This is a genomic window from Streptomyces sp. NRRL S-31 (assembly GCF_000718775.1).
Lineage (GTDB): Bacteria > Actinomycetota > Actinomycetes > Streptomycetales > Streptomycetaceae > Streptomyces.
Genome location: NZ_JOCB01000024.1, coordinates 38,846 through 53,552, shown reverse-complemented (window position 1 = coordinate 53,552; position 14,707 = coordinate 38,846). Strand labels below are relative to the sequence as shown.

Here is a 14,707-nt window from a genome sequence, read left to right as displayed (position 1 = left end):
CGTGCTCCCGGGGCGAGTCGGGATCGATCTGGTCCCCTTCGCCCGGGTGAGCCGGCTCCTGGCGCCGGAGGCGGAGCCCGTCCTCCCCCGCATGCTCTCCGGGGAGGAACTCGGGCTCTCCCTCACGGAGACCGGGCCGGACATTCCGGGGATCGCCGGACGGCTGGCCGCCAAGGAGGCCGTCTTCAAACTGTTCCACGCGGTGGGGCAGCCCATGCCGTGGCTCGGAATCGAAATCCTGAAGGAAAGCGGCGGGCGGCCCGTGGTGCGGCTGAGCGGCCGCGCCGCACGGCTGGCACGGGACGCCCGTGTCGGGCACATCGAAGTGAGCATCGCGCACGACGACCCCTTCGCCGTGGCGGTCGCCTTCTGCGACACGGCCACGGAGGGGGAAGCACACCGACTCGAATCGGCTTGAACGATCAAGGGGTGGACATGGCTTCCGCAGGTATCGAGGAAATACGTTCGTGGATTCTGGGCCGGCACCCGGAACGGGACGAGATCGCGCCGGACGAGAACCTCATCGAGAGCCGCCTGGTCGACTCGCTGTCCTTCGTCGAACTCGTTTACGCGATCGAGGGCGCCAGCGGCGTGGAAATCGACTTCGACAACATCGACATCCGCGACTTCCAGACCCTCTCCTCCATCGAGAAGGCGTTTTTCGCGGCGGTCTGACTTCGCAGGGAGGTAGTGGACGTGGAAGCTGTTTCGTATACGGCCCAGTGGACGGCGGCCGCCCGCGCCCTGGAGTCGGAGCGCGCCGGGGACGCCCTGTTCGAGGACCGGTTCGCGCGCGCACTCGCCGCGCCGCGCGGCTTCGAACTGCTCGACAAGTACGGCGGTGGCGGTCTGATCCCGTTCATCGCGATACGCACCAGGTACTTCGACGACAGCGTCGACGCCGTGCTGCGGGAGGGCGACGTGCGGCAGGTGGTCCTGGTGGCCGCCGGAATGGACACCCGGGCGTTCCGCCTGACATGGCCGGCGGGCACGACGGTGTACGAGATCGACCACCAGGCCCTCGTCGAGGAGAAGCGCGACCGCCTCGCACGGCTGGACGCCAGGGCCGCCGTCGAACGCGTGGAGGTGAAGGCCGACCTCGCCGGGGACTGGCTGCCCGCGCTGCGGCAGGCCGGCTTCGACCCGGCCAGGCCGACGCTGTGGATCGCCGAGGGACTGATGTTCTTCCTCACCGAGGAGCAGGTGGTCCACCTGCTGCGCACCCTGGGCTCGGCCTCCGCCCCCGGCAGCCGGCTGGCCGTGGACTTCGTGAGCAGGGCGCTGCTGCGCAGCCCGTTCTCCCAGGCGTTCCTCAAGGGGCTGAAGGCCGACGGCACACCGTGGCTGTTCGGGACCGACGCGCCGGAGGACTTCCTGGCCGCCTCGGGCTGGAAGGTGCGGGACCTGCGCGAGCCCGGCGAACCCGGCGCCGGCCAGGGCCGGTGGCCGTACGAGGTGCAGCCGCGCGACCGCCCGGGCGTGGCCCGCAGCTGGCTCGTGCGGGCCGAGTACGCGGGCAGCTGAGGAGGCCGGGTGAGCACCGCGACGACGCTGGAGAGGATCGAGTCCTTCCTCCCCGAACGCAGCGTCAGGATCGACGACGTGGCCGGGAGCCTCGGACTCAGACGCGCCGAGGTGGGGGTCTTCCGCAAGATCTACGGACTGGACCGGCTCCGCTTCGACCCGGACACCGGCCTGTTCGACCTGGTGCTCCCGGCGGCGCGCCGGGCGCTCCAGGCGCTTCCCGAGGGACGCAGGGTCGAGTACGTCATTTACGCGCACACCGTGCAGGCCGTCGCCCCGCCGCACATCGACACCGCCGCGACGATCCGCGACGGCCTGGGGCTGCGCGACGCGGAATGCTTCGCGCTGACCCACCAGGCCTGCGTCAGCAGTCTGGGCGCGATCGACCTGGCGGGCGAACTGCTGCGCGCCGAGGCCCCCGAGGGGGCGTACGCGCTGATGGTCACGGGTGAGCGGGCGTACTCGCCGAAGGTGCAGCTCATCCCCAACAGCGCCATCATGGCCGACGCGGCGGCCGCCTGCCTGGTGACCGTCGGCGGCCCCGGCGACGAGGTGCTGTCCTTCGTGACCCGTACCCTCGGCGAGTACGCCGCCGGCCTGGACATGACGAGGGAGCAGACGCAGGGGTTCGGGCAGGTCTACGGCGCCGTGCTCGGCGAGGTGATCAACGAGGCCGTGGACGCGGCGCGGCTCGCCTTCGACGACGTCGACCTGGTGATCCCCCACAACGTGAACATGGTCTCCTGGCGTCAGACGATCAAGGAGATGGGGGCCGATCCAGGGAAGTTCTTCCTGGACAACGTCGTGGAGTACAGCCACACCTACGCCTCCGACGTCTTCGTGAACTACACGACTCTGCGCGACCGGGACCGCCTGGCCGACGGCCGGTACTACGTCCTGGTCTCCGTCGGCCTCGGCGCCACCTTCGGCGCCATGGTGATCCGGCACAGGAAGCGGTGAGCGCGATGTCCCTCGACGACGGCTACACCGCGGGCCTGAAGGAAGCGCTCACCGGCGACCGGGACGCCCGGTTCGTATGGCTGTGCAACTTCGAGGTGGAGAACCAGTGGGCCCGCTCGTACGTCGGTCTCCCGGCGGCGCGCGGCTCGGCCACGGCCGCCACGGTGCAGCGCATGGAGGAACTGGGTGCCCTCCTGGCCGAGCCGGCCGACTACCTCCTCCTCGACCGCCCGCTGGACGAGGGCTACCGCGGCTACGCCGAGAAGACGGGCCTGGGAGCCCCCACCGAGCTGGTCACCGACGCGCCGGCCGCGGACGGCGGCACCGGAGCGGCGGTACTCGACTCCCCGGGACTCCTGGAGCGGCTGCGCCGGATCGCCCGGGACGGCGCCTATCTGATGCCCATGGGCAACTCCGTGCTGGAGGAACGCATCGGCGAGCTGACCGGGCTGCGCCCCGCGGTGCCCGGCGCCGCCGCCTACGAACGCGTCAACAGCAAGATCTACAGCCGCCGCGTGGCCGAGGAACTGCGCCTGCGCACGATCCCCGGCTCCTGCTGCGAGACGGTGGGACAGCTGCGGCAGGCGCTGGACGAGGGACTGCGCGGCGGCGGACCGGTCATCGTGAAGGACGCCTACGGGGTCTCGGGCAAGGGCCTGCTGGTCCTGGACAGCCGCAAGAAGGCCGACCGGCTGTTGCGCATGGTCGAGCGCAGGGCCGTCAACACCGGTGACGAGGCGCTGCACGTCGTCGTCGAGGCGTTCCTGCCCAAGCGCTTCGACATCAACTACCAGTTCACCGTCGACCGCCGCGGGCGGGTGCGCCCCGACTTCGTCAAGCAGGCCCTCACAGCCGGCGGTGTGCACCTCGGCCACATCATGCCCGCCGATCTCACCCCCGCCCAGCAGGACGAGCTGACCGCGGCGGCCGAGGCACTGGGCGCGCGCCTGTACGCGGACGGCTTCTTCGGCGTCGTCGGCGTGGACGCACTGCTGGGAGCGGACGACCTGGTCTACCCGGTCCTGGAGATCAACGCCCGGCTGAACATGTCCAGTTACCAGGGACGCGTCACCGAGCGCTTCGGCCGGCCGGGGGGAGTGGCCCTGGCCAGGCACTACCCGCTGCGGCTCGCCGGACCGCTCCCGTTCGAGGCGGTCACCGACGCGCTCGGCGCCCTCGCCGAACCGCCGCACGACCGGGACGGGCTCGTCATCACCTGCTTCGGGACGGTCAACGCCCAGGCCGGCGCCGCGCCCGCCGGCGTACCGGACACCACGCCGGCGGCCCACTTCAACGGCCGGCTCTACACGATGCTGTTCGCCGGGGACCGCGAGGGCCTTGACGAGCTGGACCACCGGGTCGAGGCCGCGCTCGGCCGCCTGGACGCAGCCGGGAGGACACCATGAGCAGTCGGGAACCACAGGTCCAGGGCATACCGGTGTCGCGGATCGCGGAGGAGTTCGGCACTCCGTTGTTCCTCTACGACGCCGATGTGCTGCACTCCGTCTACACCTCCCTGAGGGAGCGGCTGCACCCGGCCGTCGACATCTTCTACTCCCTCAAGGCCAACCCCAACATCAGCGTGTGCGGCTACCTCGCCTCGCTGGGGGCCGGCGCCGAGATCTCCTCGATGGTCGAGCTGATGACGGTGCGGCGGGCCGGCATCGCGCCCGGGAACGTCATCTTCCTGGGACCGGGCAAGACCCGGGCCGAGCTGGAGGCGTGTGTCACCGCCGGCATCCACGCGGTGGTGTGCGAATCCCTCGACGAGGTCGCGCTGCTGGAGGAGATCGCGGCCGCACAGGGGCGCGACGACGTCACGGTGCTGCTGCGCATCAACCCCGACTTCCACACCAAGGGGTCCGGCCTGGCGATGGGGGGCAAGCCGCGGCAGTTCGGCATCGACGCCGACACGCTGCGCCAGTCCCGGGAGCTGTTCGCCGGACTGCGCCGGGTGCGGGTGCGCGGCTTCCACGCGTACATGGGGACGCGCTTCCTGAACGCCGACGACCTCGTGCACAACACCCGCGAGATCCTCGCCCTGGCGGCCGAGCTGTCGGACCGGCTCGGCATCGTCCCCGAGACCGTGGACTTCGGCGGCGGGTTCGGCGTCGCCTACTTCGACAACGAGAAGAGCCTCGACGTCGGGACCGCGGTCGCCGGCATCAACGAGGCCGTCGCCTCCTTCACGGCGAAGTACCCGCACTGCCGCCTGATCAACGAGCTGGGACGCTACCTCGTCGCGGCCTCGGGCACGTACGTGGTGCGCACGCTGTACGTCAAGGAGTCCATGGGCGAGAAGTTCGTGATCGCCGACGGAGGCACCAACCACCACATGGCCGCGGTGGGCATCGGCAGCTTCGTCAAGCGCAACTTCCCGATCCGGTCGCTGAGCCGCCACGGCGACGAACCCGCCGACACCTACACGGTCACCGGACCGCTCTGCACCCCCAACGACGTCATCGGCAAGAAGGTCCGGCTGCCGCCGGTCGAGCCCGGCGACCTGATCGGCGTCGAACTGTCCGGCGCGTACGGACCCACCGCCTCACCCGGGCTCTTCCTCAGCCACGGGTTCCCCGCGGAGGTGCTCGTGCACGACGGCACCGCCCACCTCGTCCGCGCACGGGACCGTGCGGAGGACCTGCTCGACAAGCAGCGCATCGTGGACTTCACCCGCCCCTGAAGGAACCCGGCACCGAAGGAGGAGATCGGCAATGGAACGTCACGACGTGGTCGTCGCCGTGGAGAAGGCGCTCAGCGAGGTCCTGGAGCAGTCCGTCACCGGCCTGACCGAAGAGGTCCGGCTCTTCGAGGACCTGCACCTGGACTCCACCTCGATCCTGGAGATGCTGATGGCGCTGGAGGACGCCATCGACGTCTCCGTCGACCCGGAGAACCTCGACATGGAGGACTTCAAGTCGGTCGGCACGCTCACCGACTACGTCCTGTCCCAGCAGACCACCAGCGGAGTATGAGGCTGATCGCGCATGCCGGCCCTCCTTGCCGCCTGCGGGGTGGTGGCACCGCCCCGCAGGTCCCCCGAACCGTCCCCGGCGACCCTCTCCTACTACCGTGACCTGGTCGAGCCCTTCGGCCTGGAGGTGGACGAGACGCTGCTGCGCTCCGCGCCCCACGTCAGCCACCGCGACCTTCTCGACCGGCTGGTGGCCGCCCCCGGAGTCCGCGACGGCGAGCCCGACCTGGTGATCGTCGCCCACGCGCTGCCGGACATCACCCCGTTCACCGCCATGGCGCCCTACCTGGACCGGCTGCTGGGCGGCCGTGCCGTCAACTTCGGCATCCACCAGCAGGGGCTGGCCGCGCCGTTCACCGCGCTGCGCGCCGTCTCGGCGTTCCAGCGGGCAGGCCGCAGCGAGCGGGCCGTGCTCGCCGTCCTGGAACAGACCACCCTGCCCACCCGGTTCCCCCTGGTCCACGACAACCACCTGGTCGACTCCGGGGTCCTCCTGGTCCTGGGCACCGGCGGCGGCCCGCGGATCGCCCGGGTGGAGTCCGTCGCGGCGACCGAGTCCGCCGCCGCCCGGCTCGGCGAGCTGACCGCGAAGGACCCGAACGGCACGCTCCTGGTCACCGGCCCCTGGCTGGAGAGCGACGGGCTCGGCCGGGACGTGCCCTCCTTCCACGCCAACCCCGGCACGTACTGCACGAGCGTCTGGCTGGCCCTGGCCCGGCACTGGACCGACTGGCGGGAGCGGTACGACACGGTGCTGCTGTGCGACACCGACCCGCTCTCCGGCGGGACCCACATCGCGGTACTGCACTCGGACCGGACGCGGGACACGGCGCAGGAGGAGCGATGACGACGACGGACACCGCTCTCCCCGCCCCGGTGTCGCGATGGCTGGACGCGTTCGCCGGGGAACTGGACGACTGCCACGAACAGGCCGTACCCGGCGGCACGGTGCCCTCCCCGGCCGGCTGGACCGTCGCCTCCGCACAGCGTCTGCCCGGCGGCGCCCCGGTCCCCGGCAGCTCGGGCACCCTCGCCGCGGCCCGGGACGAGCCGCCGGCCGACGCCCGGGCGCTCCAGGCCTTCCACGACGCGCTGCTCCGGCTGCACTGGCGGCTGCTGCGCGACGTCCTCGACGGCGCCGTCAGCCGCCTCGACGGGCGCTCCTCGGAGGGAGCGTCCCTGCTCGGCCGGCAGCTCGTCCGGGGCACGATCGCCGACGTGGCCCTGACCCTGTCCGAGACCCGGGACCTCCTCGACCTGCCCCGGCCCACCGCCGAGCGCCGGCGGCGGATCCACCGGGACCTGGTGGGCGCAGGCCGCACCGCGCTCGGGCTGTACGGCGCGAGCAGCTTCGCGGCCGAGGGCCCCGGCCGGCTGCTGCACGCGGCCGAACTGCTCGGCAACACCTATCTGCACCCCGAGGAGCACGAGGAGGGAGCCGGCCGTGAGTGAGCCCCCGCTGCCCCAGCGGACGGAGGTGCTGCGGTCCCATGTCAGGGACGCGGCCGCGGAACTGCGCGGCCCCGGCATGGAGATCGACCGCGACCCCACCGCCATCGACCGGTGGCTCCACCTCCCCGCGGCCGGCCTCATGCGCGTCTGCACCATCCCCCTGGAACACCTGGACGCCCCGCTGCGCATCGGCGAGCACACCTACGACATGCGCTCCTGTCTGGAGCACACCGTCACCATCGAGGAACTGAGCTACGGCGACGCCGGCTTCATGCTCGCCTGCCCCGGCCCGCTGATGTCCGGGGCCGCGGTGGACGCGCTCGCCGACGACAAGCAGCGGCACGCCTACTACGAACGGATGAGCCGCCCCGAGGCGACCTGGACGTTCTTCGGCCTCACCGAGCCCGCGAAGGGATCGGCGGCCACCGAGCTGGAGACCGCCCTCACCCCCGACGGGGACGGCTTCCGCCTCAGCGGAGCCAAGCGCTACGTGGGCAACGGCGCCTTCGCCCGGTGGGGAGTGGTGTTCTGCCGCCGGGCGCCCGGACCGCTGGGCATCGAGGCCGTACTCGTCGACACCCGGGACCCCGGCTTCCACGCCGAGCTGATCCCGACCGTCGGGATGCGCGGCGCGCGCATCTCCGCCATCACGCTCGACGGCATCAGGATCGAGCGGGACCAGATCCTCGGCTACGACACGCTCAGGCCCAGCCGCCGCGGACTGGTGGGCGCCATCCGCACCCTCCAGCGCTTCCGCCCGGTCCTCGCCGGCACCGCCCTGGGCCTGACCCGGGCCGCCCTGGACCACGTCCGCCGGGAGCGGCCGGCACTGCGCGGAGCCGCCCGCGACCGGCTGGAGGACCTCCAGGACCGGCTCCAGGCCACCCGGCGGCAGAACTACGACATCGCGGCCGCGATCGACGGCGGCAAGGTGCGGTCCGACCGCATCGCGGGCGTCAAGACGCGAGCCGCCGAACTGGCCGAAGCCGCCACGCGCGCCGCGGCCGACCTCCTCGGCCCCGCCTCCCTCCTCGAGGACCCCTGGCTGGGCAAGCTCTACCGCGACGCGCGGGCCTTCGAGTTCATGGAGGGCACCGGCCACATCCAGCGGCTGGCGGTGTTCCAGGGCATGGCCAAAGGCACTTTCCTCGCATGACCCCGGCCCCCGCACCGGGACCGGGAAAGGAGACAGGGAGCGAGCCGTGTGGATCGGCATCGACGTCATGACCGAGGGCGAACTCGGTGACCTGCTCGGCCGGCCCTGGTTCCGCGCGTACGTCTACGACGCCGAGGAACTGGCCCTCGCGGACTCCTTCGGCGCGGAGCGCGCCCGGGAGTTCCTCACCGGCCGGTTCGCCGGGAAGGAGGCCGCGCTCAAGGTCATCGGCACCGGGGTCGGGGCGGGGGTGACCCCCCGTCAGGTGGCCATCCTGCGCGCGGACGACGGGGCCCCCGTGGTGCGGCTGTCGGGAACCGCCGCACGGAGGGCGCGGGAACGGGGCATCGGCGCCGTCAACCTGTCCATCACGCACAAGAAGGGCTTCGTCGTCGCCGCGGCGATCGGGGTGCCGGCGCCGTGCCGGCACCACGGCGACCGGCCGGACGACTGACCCGCCGCGTTCCGCCGCGCCCGCCGTTCCCGGCACGCCGCCGGGGCGGGAGCCGTCACCGCCGGGGCCGCGGCGGAGTCCTCCGTCCCCGCACCGCGGAGGCGCGGCGGACCGGACGGGCGCGGCGGGCCGGCCACACCGTCGGCGAGGTCGTCGGCCGGCCTGCGGTCCGCGCCCTCCGCTCCACCGCCGACGACCTGGACCGGGCCCCTGACGGACGCGTCCGAGGACGGCCGCGCGGACGCCCGAACCATCCCCCGGCGCCGCCGTGCCCGGGCGTGCCGTAGGAGGAGACACCGTGCGTATCGCCGTGACCGGATCCATCGCCACCGACCATCTGATGGTCTACCCGGGCCGCTTCGCCGACCAGCTGGTCGACGGCCACCTGGCGCGGGTCTCGCTGTCCTTCCTGGCGGACACCCTGGAGATCAGACGCGGGGGAGTGGCCGCGAACATCGCCCTCGGGCTGGGACGCCTGGGCCTGCGCCCGGTGCTCGCGGGAGCCGTGGGCACCGACTTCGCCGAATACCGCCGGTGGCTGGAGGCGAACGGCGTGGACACCGGCCTCGTCCATGTGAGCGACACCCTGCACACCGCCCGCTTCGTGTGTACGACGGACACCGATCAGAACCAGATCGCCACCTTCTACGCGGGAGCCATGGCGCAGGCCCGCCTGATCCGGCTCGAAACGGCCGCCCGGCACGCCGACGGGCTGGACCTGGTGGTGGTGGGCCCCAACGACCCCGTGGCGATGCTCCGCCACACCGACGAGTGCCGCGCGCTCGGCGTCCCGTTCGCCGCCGACCCCTCCCAGCAGCTCGCCCGCGTCGGAGCCGAGGAGGCCAGACGGCTGGTGGACGGCGCCCGCTATCTGTTCACCAACGCGTACGAGGCCGCCCTGCTCCGGCAGCGGACCGGCTGGACGCGGGAGGAGATCCTCGCACGCGTCGGGACCTGGATCGTCACGGCCGGGCCCGACGGCGTGACCATCAACGGCGAGGGCGGTCCGGACCTCGTGGTCCGGGCCGTGCCGACGGCCCGGGCCCAGGACCCCACCGGAGTCGGCGACGCCTTCCGGGCCGGCTTCCTCGCCGGGGCGGCCTGGGACTGGCCGCCGGAGGACTCGGCCCGCCTCGGCTGCGCCCTGGCCACCGTCGCCCTGGAGTCGGTCGGGACGCAGGAGTACAAACTCTCCGCGGCCGACCTGCTGATCAGGATCGAGGAGACGTACGGGACGGCCGCGGCCGCCCGGATCCGCACCCGGTTGTCGGAGGTGCTCTGACGGCAGCGGGGCCCGGGGCAGGGGGGAGTGACCCCGCGCCGGGCCTTCGCCGGGACGCGCCACGGCGTACCGCGAGCGGTCGTACGGTGATCGTCCGGGCCGTGACCGCCGTACCGCGACCGCCGCCCGGTCGGTGGCCGTCGTGACGCCGTCAGCCGTCGGCTCGGGTGCCGATGAGGCCGGCGCTCACGGCCGCCGCGCCGGCCTGGAAGCGGCTCTCCGCCCCCAGCTCCTCCATGATCGCGGCGATGTGCCGCCGCAGGGTGCGCGAGGAGATCCCGACCCGGCGGGCGATGACGTCGTCCTTGAGGCCGGAGGCGAGCATCTTCAGGATCGCGTTCCGGACGTTGTTGAGCGTGGTGTCGTTGGAGCTGGTGCCGTCGAAGACGCAGGCCGACTGCCAGGTGCTCTGGTAGATGCCGCACAGCACGCTCACGATCGCCGGTTCGTAGACGACGGTGACCGTGGACGTGCCTCCGTCGAAGGAGTCGGTGGGCAGGAACGCCGTCTCCTGGTCGACGATGATGATGAAGTGCTGGACCTCGTCCGACGTCCGGACGTCCGCCCCCGACTCCAGGTTCTGCTGGAGGATCGCGCGGAAACTGGGGTGGAACCTGGCCGTGTGGGGGTAGAGCGTCCGCAGGCGGACCCCGCGCCGGACCGCTTCGGAGGAGAGCTGGAGGGTGTCCTTCAGGATCTGCGTCTCGTAGCTACAGACCGGCCACATCGTGAGGATCTCCCCCGAGGACTGCCGGATCGCGTCGACCAGGCGCAGGGAGATCTCGCGCTGGCTCTCCAAGGTCGCCACCAGCCGGCTCTTCCGCTGGGTGCGCTGGTGCCGTTTGAAGGACTTCGAGAAACGCTCGAGCTGGTGGTGGATGGCGACCAGTTCGCGCTGCTTTTCGTGGATGGCGGACTCGAGCGGCAGGACGAGTTCGGTCTGGGCGGCATCGGGGTCGGACGCCAGAAAGGTGTCCTGCTCTTTGCAGTACTTGACGAGTTTCAGACGCAGCAGTCGCAGAATCGCCCCCTTGACGGCGGCACTCGACACTCCTAGTGCCGTGGCGATTTCCAGCGTGGTCGCCGCATGGTAGGACAGCACGTGATCGTAGACAGCGAGAAGCAGGTCCTCGCCGGCGTCCTGGCCGCGCGGCATCGCCTCGAAATGAGCTCTTCCGTTCCCCTCCATCGGCCGCTCGGACAAATCTGTGTACGCTAGCACGTTCTCCACTGCGTTCACCCACCCCGAGTCAGACGATCAAAGAGATTCGTTGCGGAGGATCTCGGCGATCTCCCCGGCCACCTCCGTAACCCTCTCGTTCAGGAAGAAATGGCCACCGGAGAAGTGTGTGATCCGGAAGCCGGCCGAGGTGTGCCGTTCCCATCCTTGCTCCCCGCCTCCGGTCAGATACGGATCCGCGTCGGCGCGCAGGAAGGATATGGGGCAGCCGACCGTTGCGTCCTCGGGGGCGAGGTAGGTGGAATTGGCGTGATAGTCGTTCTTCACGACCGCCAGGATCGGCTCCAGGAACTTTGCCCGCTCGAAGAACCTGGGTGGAATGCCGCCCAGTTCCTTGAGCTCGGCGATGATCTCCTGGTCGTCGCTCGGCGTGTGGCTGCCGAGCCCGTCCGACGGGGAGCGGCGCCCGGACACGATGAGCCGCAGCGGACCGGCGCCGGCGGTCTCCAGGCGCCGGGTGACCTCGAAGGCCACGATCGAGCCGTAACTGTGGCCGAAGACGGCCACCGGTCTGTCGAGCCAGGGGCGGATCTCTTCGGCTATGCGGTCGGCGAGTTCGCCGACGTCCTTGATCGGCGGCTCGCCGCGGTTCCCCGGGCGGCCCGGGTACTGGACGGAAAGCGCCTCCACCTCGGCGGGCAGGGCTGCGGACAGCGCGTTGTAGACACTGGCCGAAGCGCCTGCGTAGGGACAGCAGACCAGACGCATCCGAGGGTTCGCCCGGGGCGCGGAACTCCGGATCCAATCGCTTCTCTTGTCGAGGGGTTGGACGGCCATGTCACCTTCCGTGTGTACCGGGGGATCGTGCCGGATCGCTCGCGGACGCTGCCCGGGAAGGGCGCATCGCTGGGGCGGAAGCGTCATTGTGGGGCAGCTTTCCCGCCGCTCTGGCGGAATATGCGCCAGGTAATGCGCGAGTCGATCGATCCGGTCGTTCCGGCCTCGGACGTGGCGGATTCAGAGATTTTCCCGTGATGATTACGTTACTGACGGTCGCGTCATATGTCAACGGTGTTTCCTGAGGGCGCGGGTGAGCGGCAGGCGACTGGCGCGGCGTTTTCGGCGAAACGGCGAAACGGCGAAACGGCGAAACAACGAAACGGTGAAATTCGGCGTGCACGTGAAAACGGAGAATCGAGGATCGGCCGGTCCGTGGCTCTGTGCTTCCGAAAAGAGGTTGCTCGACCTGGAATGGGCCGGCTGCCCGGTCCACGGGAAAGGATACGGGGTCGACCCTTTGGTGCGCGGCTGTCGGATAGTCCCGGGAGCTGTTTCCGGCCGATTCGCCGGGCGCCCTCCCGGATGCGTCGATCCGGTTTCCCCGGTGGCCGGAAGGGAATCCGCGGCATCCGACGGGGACCGCCGTCGCCGAGGCGGTCGCGCGGCGCGCGGCGACCGGAGGGGCCGCGGGCGGGGCTAGGGGGTTTCGTTTGGATCAGCCCGGGTCCGCGACGCCCGGCACGGCACTCCCCCAGCCTTCGGCCGGGGGGACCCCCACGCCGCGTTGTCGGACCACCCGAGTACGCCCGGTACGCGGGTGATCCTCCGCCTTGCGATGCACCGCACCGGACGCCGCGGCCTGATCCGACCTGATCCAAACGAAACCCCCTGGAGGTGGCGTACGCGGCGCCCCGGAAGCGCGGAAGGCCGCCGCCGCGGAGCGCACCGGCCGGCGCGAGGGCGACGCGGAGCGCGGCGGCTCCGCGCACGGCGGGCGGTGCCTCGGCACCGGCCGCTGCGGGCGGCGGTCAGGACAGCAGTCTCTCCGCCATCCGCCGGGCCCGCCGGAACGGATCGATGCTGCACTCGCGCATCGCGGTGACCACGGCCCCGTCCATGAGCAGCGCGAACTGTTCCGCCAGCTCCGGCGCCCCCGCGTGGCCGGCGTCCTCGATCAGGCCGCGCACGTAGTCGGCGACCTTGCGCTTGTGCTCGACCGCGAGCCGGTGGACGGTGCTGCCGGGTTCCTTCGCCCGCTCCGCCATGGCGTTCATGAAGGCGCAGCCGCGGAACCCGCTCTCCTGCGACCCCTCGGCCATGACGTCGAAGACGGCCAGAGGTGCGCCGCCGTGGGCCTCGACCCGCTCCCGCAGCCACTTCCTCCAGTGCTCGTCCCGGCGCTGGAGGACCGCGGCCACCAGGTCGTCCTTGCCCTCGAAGTGTCGGTAGAGGGAGGCGCGGCCGACACCCGAATGGGTCAGGAGGCGTTCCAGGCCCACTCCGTTGATGCCCTCCTCGTAGAAGAGCTCCTCGGCTGCCTCCAGCAGGCGGTCACGTGCGCGAGTCGGCATGCGGCCAGAGTAGTCGCCCTTGACGCTAAACGGTACCGACCGATACCGTCCCTCGAAATGGTACCGATCGGTACCGAAATCGAGGAGGGTCCATAGTGAGTGAGTCCGTCCCGGACCGGAAGAGCGGGGCGCCGGCGGGGAAGACCGACGCGGGGGAGTCCTCCGCGTCCTGGCGGGGAGTCCTCGTTCTGGGGTTCGGTGCCTTCGCCATCGGTACGGACGAGTTCGTGCTCGCCGGCGTGCTGCCCGAGTTAAGCGACTCCCTGTCCGTCAGCATCACCACGGCCGGGCAGGTGGTCACCGTGTTCGCGCTGACCTGCGCGGTGATGGCGCCGGTCCTGGCCACCCTCACCGCGGCCTGGCCGCGGCACAAGGTGCTCAAGCTGTCCGTGCTGATCTACCTGCTGGGCGTCGTGGGGACCGGCCTGGCGCCGTCGTTCCCCGTCGTCCTGGCGGCCCAGGTCGTCGCCGCCGTCGGCGCCGGCCTCTACATCCCGGCCGCCAGCGTCACCGCCTCCGCGCTGATGGGGCCCGAACGCCGGGGCCGGGCCATCGCGGCCGTCACCACCGGACTCACCGCCGCCACCGCACTGGGCGCGCCGATCGGAACCGTCGTGGGAAGCGTCTTCGACTGGCGCTCCACGATGTGGTTCATCGCCCTCCTCACCGTGCTGGGCCTGTTCGGCGTGTTCGCCCTCGTGCCCCAGGTGGCCGTGGCGGCGCCGGGCGGTCTGCGCCAGCGCCTCGCGCCGCTCGGCGACCGCCGCGTGGTCGCCGTGCTCGCCGCGACGCTCGTCGCCTTCACCGCGGCGTACATCGTCTACACCTACATGGCCGAGGTGTTCGCCCCCGCCACCGGCGGCGACGGCAGGAAGCTGGCCATCCTGATGTTCGCCTTCGGCCTGACGGGCATGGTCGGCAACTTCTACGCCGGGACCCTGGCCGACCGGTTCGGGGCCCGCCTGGTGGTGGGCGGCGCGGTCACGCTGCTGGCCCTCAGCCTCCTCGTACTACCGCTCGCCACCGGCTCGTTCGCCGCGGCCGCCGTCGTCATCGTGGTGTACGGCGTCGCGGCATGGGGCATCACCGCGCCGCAGCAGTCGCGCCTGATCACCCTCAACCCGGAATCGGCCCCCCTCCTCATCTCACTCAACGCCGCGTTCCTCTACCTTGCCATCGCCCTGTCCGGCGTCATCGGCGCGGTGGGGATCAGCACCATCGGAGCCCGGAACATCAGCCTGATCGGCGCCGCGGTGGCCGTGCTCGCGCTGGGGCTCTCCGAACTGGGACACCGGCTGGCCAAGAACTCGTCGGAGCGGACGACCAAGGTCACCGCGTAGTCGACGGACGTGTCATTCAACCCGTAGTGAAGGG

At 71.4% G+C, this 14,707-nt stretch carries 16 protein-coding genes; 13 read left to right on the top strand and 3 right to left on the bottom strand.

All coding sequences use genetic code 11. From position 1 onward, the window contains the following. Position 1: 1 nt before the first annotated feature. From IF37_RS0112340 to IF37_RS0112285, 12 genes are all read left to right on the top strand, one after another. A complete protein-coding gene (locus tag IF37_RS0112340; protein WP_030740608.1) occupies positions 2 to 418 on the top strand; it encodes a holo-ACP synthase in 417 nt (138 codons plus the stop codon). Positions 419 to 435: 17 nt separating this feature from the next. Further along, positions 436 to 675: a phosphopantetheine-binding protein gene (locus IF37_RS0112335; protein ID WP_030740605.1), complete on the top strand. Its 240-nt coding sequence runs from the start codon at positions 436 to 438 to the stop codon at positions 673 to 675. A 21-nt stretch (positions 676 to 696) separates the two neighbouring features. Further along, complete coding sequence (locus IF37_RS0112330; RefSeq protein WP_030740603.1) at positions 697 to 1,524, top strand: SAM-dependent methyltransferase; 828 nt, start codon at positions 697 to 699, stop codon at positions 1,522 to 1,524. Between the two features lie 9 nt (positions 1,525 to 1,533). After that, positions 1,534 to 2,484, top strand: a complete 951-nt coding sequence (locus IF37_RS0112325) for a 3-oxoacyl-[acyl-carrier-protein] synthase III C-terminal domain-containing protein (RefSeq protein ID WP_030740601.1) — start codon at positions 1,534 to 1,536, stop codon at positions 2,482 to 2,484. Positions 2,485 to 2,489: 5 nt separating this feature from the next. Beyond that, positions 2,490 to 3,890 carry an ATP-grasp domain-containing protein gene (locus tag IF37_RS0112320; RefSeq protein ID WP_030740599.1) on the top strand — a complete coding sequence of 467 codons (1,401 nt, stop codon included), beginning with the start codon at positions 2,490 to 2,492 and terminating at the stop codon, positions 3,888 to 3,890. Then, positions 3,887 to 5,167, top strand: coding sequence for a type III PLP-dependent enzyme (locus tag IF37_RS0112315; RefSeq protein ID WP_030740598.1), 1,281 nt, complete (start codon positions 3,887 to 3,889; stop codon positions 5,165 to 5,167). Before IF37_RS0112320 ends, IF37_RS0112315 begins: the two co-directional genes overlap by 4 nt. A gap of 31 nt (positions 5,168 to 5,198) precedes the next feature. Beyond that, a complete protein-coding gene (locus tag IF37_RS0112310) occupies positions 5,199 to 5,459 on the top strand; it encodes an acyl carrier protein (protein ID WP_030740595.1) in 261 nt (86 codons plus the stop codon). Positions 5,460 to 5,471: 12 nt separating this feature from the next. Then, the gene (locus IF37_RS0112305) at positions 5,472 to 6,305 is read left to right on the top strand and encodes a hypothetical protein (RefSeq protein WP_030740593.1); all 834 of its coding nucleotides are present in this window, start codon (positions 5,472 to 5,474) and stop codon (positions 6,303 to 6,305) included. Next, positions 6,302 to 6,910, top strand: coding sequence for a hypothetical protein (locus tag IF37_RS0112300; protein ID WP_030740591.1), 609 nt, complete (start codon positions 6,302 to 6,304; stop codon positions 6,908 to 6,910). The genes IF37_RS0112305 and IF37_RS0112300 overlap by 4 nt, the downstream gene beginning before the upstream one ends. After that, positions 6,903 to 8,066, top strand: coding sequence for an acyl-CoA dehydrogenase family protein (locus tag IF37_RS0112295; RefSeq protein ID WP_052845134.1), 1,164 nt, complete (start codon positions 6,903 to 6,905; stop codon positions 8,064 to 8,066). The genes IF37_RS0112300 and IF37_RS0112295 overlap by 8 nt, the downstream gene beginning before the upstream one ends. Before the next feature lie 46 nt (positions 8,067 to 8,112). After that, positions 8,113 to 8,520 (top strand): holo-ACP synthase, encoded by a 408-nt coding sequence (locus tag IF37_RS0112290; protein WP_052845133.1) that lies wholly within the window; start codon positions 8,113 to 8,115, stop codon positions 8,518 to 8,520. Between the two features lie 298 nt (positions 8,521 to 8,818). Beyond that, a complete protein-coding gene (locus tag IF37_RS0112285) occupies positions 8,819 to 9,802 on the top strand; it encodes a carbohydrate kinase family protein (RefSeq protein WP_030740584.1) in 984 nt (327 codons plus the stop codon). A 151-nt stretch (positions 9,803 to 9,953) separates the two neighbouring features. On the opposite strand, the gene IF37_RS0112280 is transcribed toward IF37_RS0112285, so the two are convergent. The 3 genes from IF37_RS0112280 to IF37_RS0112270 form a co-directional block, all read right to left on the bottom strand. After that, positions 9,954 to 10,904 carry a helix-turn-helix transcriptional regulator gene (locus IF37_RS0112280; RefSeq protein ID WP_158727331.1) on the bottom strand — a complete coding sequence of 317 codons (951 nt, stop codon included), beginning with the start codon at positions 10,902 to 10,904 and terminating at the stop codon, positions 9,954 to 9,956. Positions 10,905 to 11,060: 156 nt separating this feature from the next. Then, positions 11,061 to 11,750 carry a thioesterase II family protein gene (locus tag IF37_RS0112275; RefSeq protein WP_158727330.1) on the bottom strand — a complete coding sequence of 230 codons (690 nt, stop codon included), beginning with the start codon at positions 11,748 to 11,750 and terminating at the stop codon, positions 11,061 to 11,063. A gap of 1,040 nt (positions 11,751 to 12,790) precedes the next feature. Next, entirely contained in the window at positions 12,791 to 13,333 is a 543-nt protein-coding gene (locus IF37_RS0112270; RefSeq protein ID WP_030740577.1) for a TetR/AcrR family transcriptional regulator, read from the bottom strand. 95 nt (positions 13,334 to 13,428) lie between these two features. Between IF37_RS0112270 and IF37_RS0112265 the strand changes: the two genes are divergently transcribed. Continuing rightward, on the top strand, positions 13,429 to 14,673 hold the full coding sequence (locus IF37_RS0112265) for an MFS transporter (protein WP_079165699.1): 1,245 nt from the start codon (positions 13,429 to 13,431) through the stop codon (positions 14,671 to 14,673). The last annotated feature ends 34 nt before the right edge of the window (positions 14,674 to 14,707 follow it).

Excerpts from the sequence above, each read along its gene's own strand:
- IF37_RS0112275 (WP_158727330.1), bottom strand. The coding sequence starts at position 11,750 with ATGCGTCTGGTCTGCTGTCCCTACGCAGGCGCTTCGGCCAGTGTCTAC.
- IF37_RS0112270 (WP_030740577.1), bottom strand. The coding sequence starts at position 13,333 with ATGCCGACTCGCGCACGTGACCGCCTGCTGGAGGCAGCCGAGGAGCTC.
- IF37_RS0112310 (WP_030740595.1), top strand. The coding sequence starts at position 5,199 with ATGGAACGTCACGACGTGGTCGTCGCCGTGGAGAAGGCGCTCAGCGAG.
- IF37_RS0112305 (WP_030740593.1), top strand. The coding sequence starts at position 5,472 with ATGCCGGCCCTCCTTGCCGCCTGCGGGGTGGTGGCACCGCCCCGCAGG.
- IF37_RS0112335 (WP_030740605.1), top strand. The coding sequence starts at position 436 with ATGGCTTCCGCAGGTATCGAGGAAATACGTTCGTGGATTCTGGGCCGG.
- IF37_RS0112300 (WP_030740591.1), top strand. The coding sequence starts at position 6,302 with ATGACGACGACGGACACCGCTCTCCCCGCCCCGGTGTCGCGATGGCTG.
- IF37_RS0112320 (WP_030740599.1), top strand. The coding sequence starts at position 2,490 with ATGTCCCTCGACGACGGCTACACCGCGGGCCTGAAGGAAGCGCTCACC.
- IF37_RS0112315 (WP_030740598.1), top strand. The coding sequence starts at position 3,887 with ATGAGCAGTCGGGAACCACAGGTCCAGGGCATACCGGTGTCGCGGATC.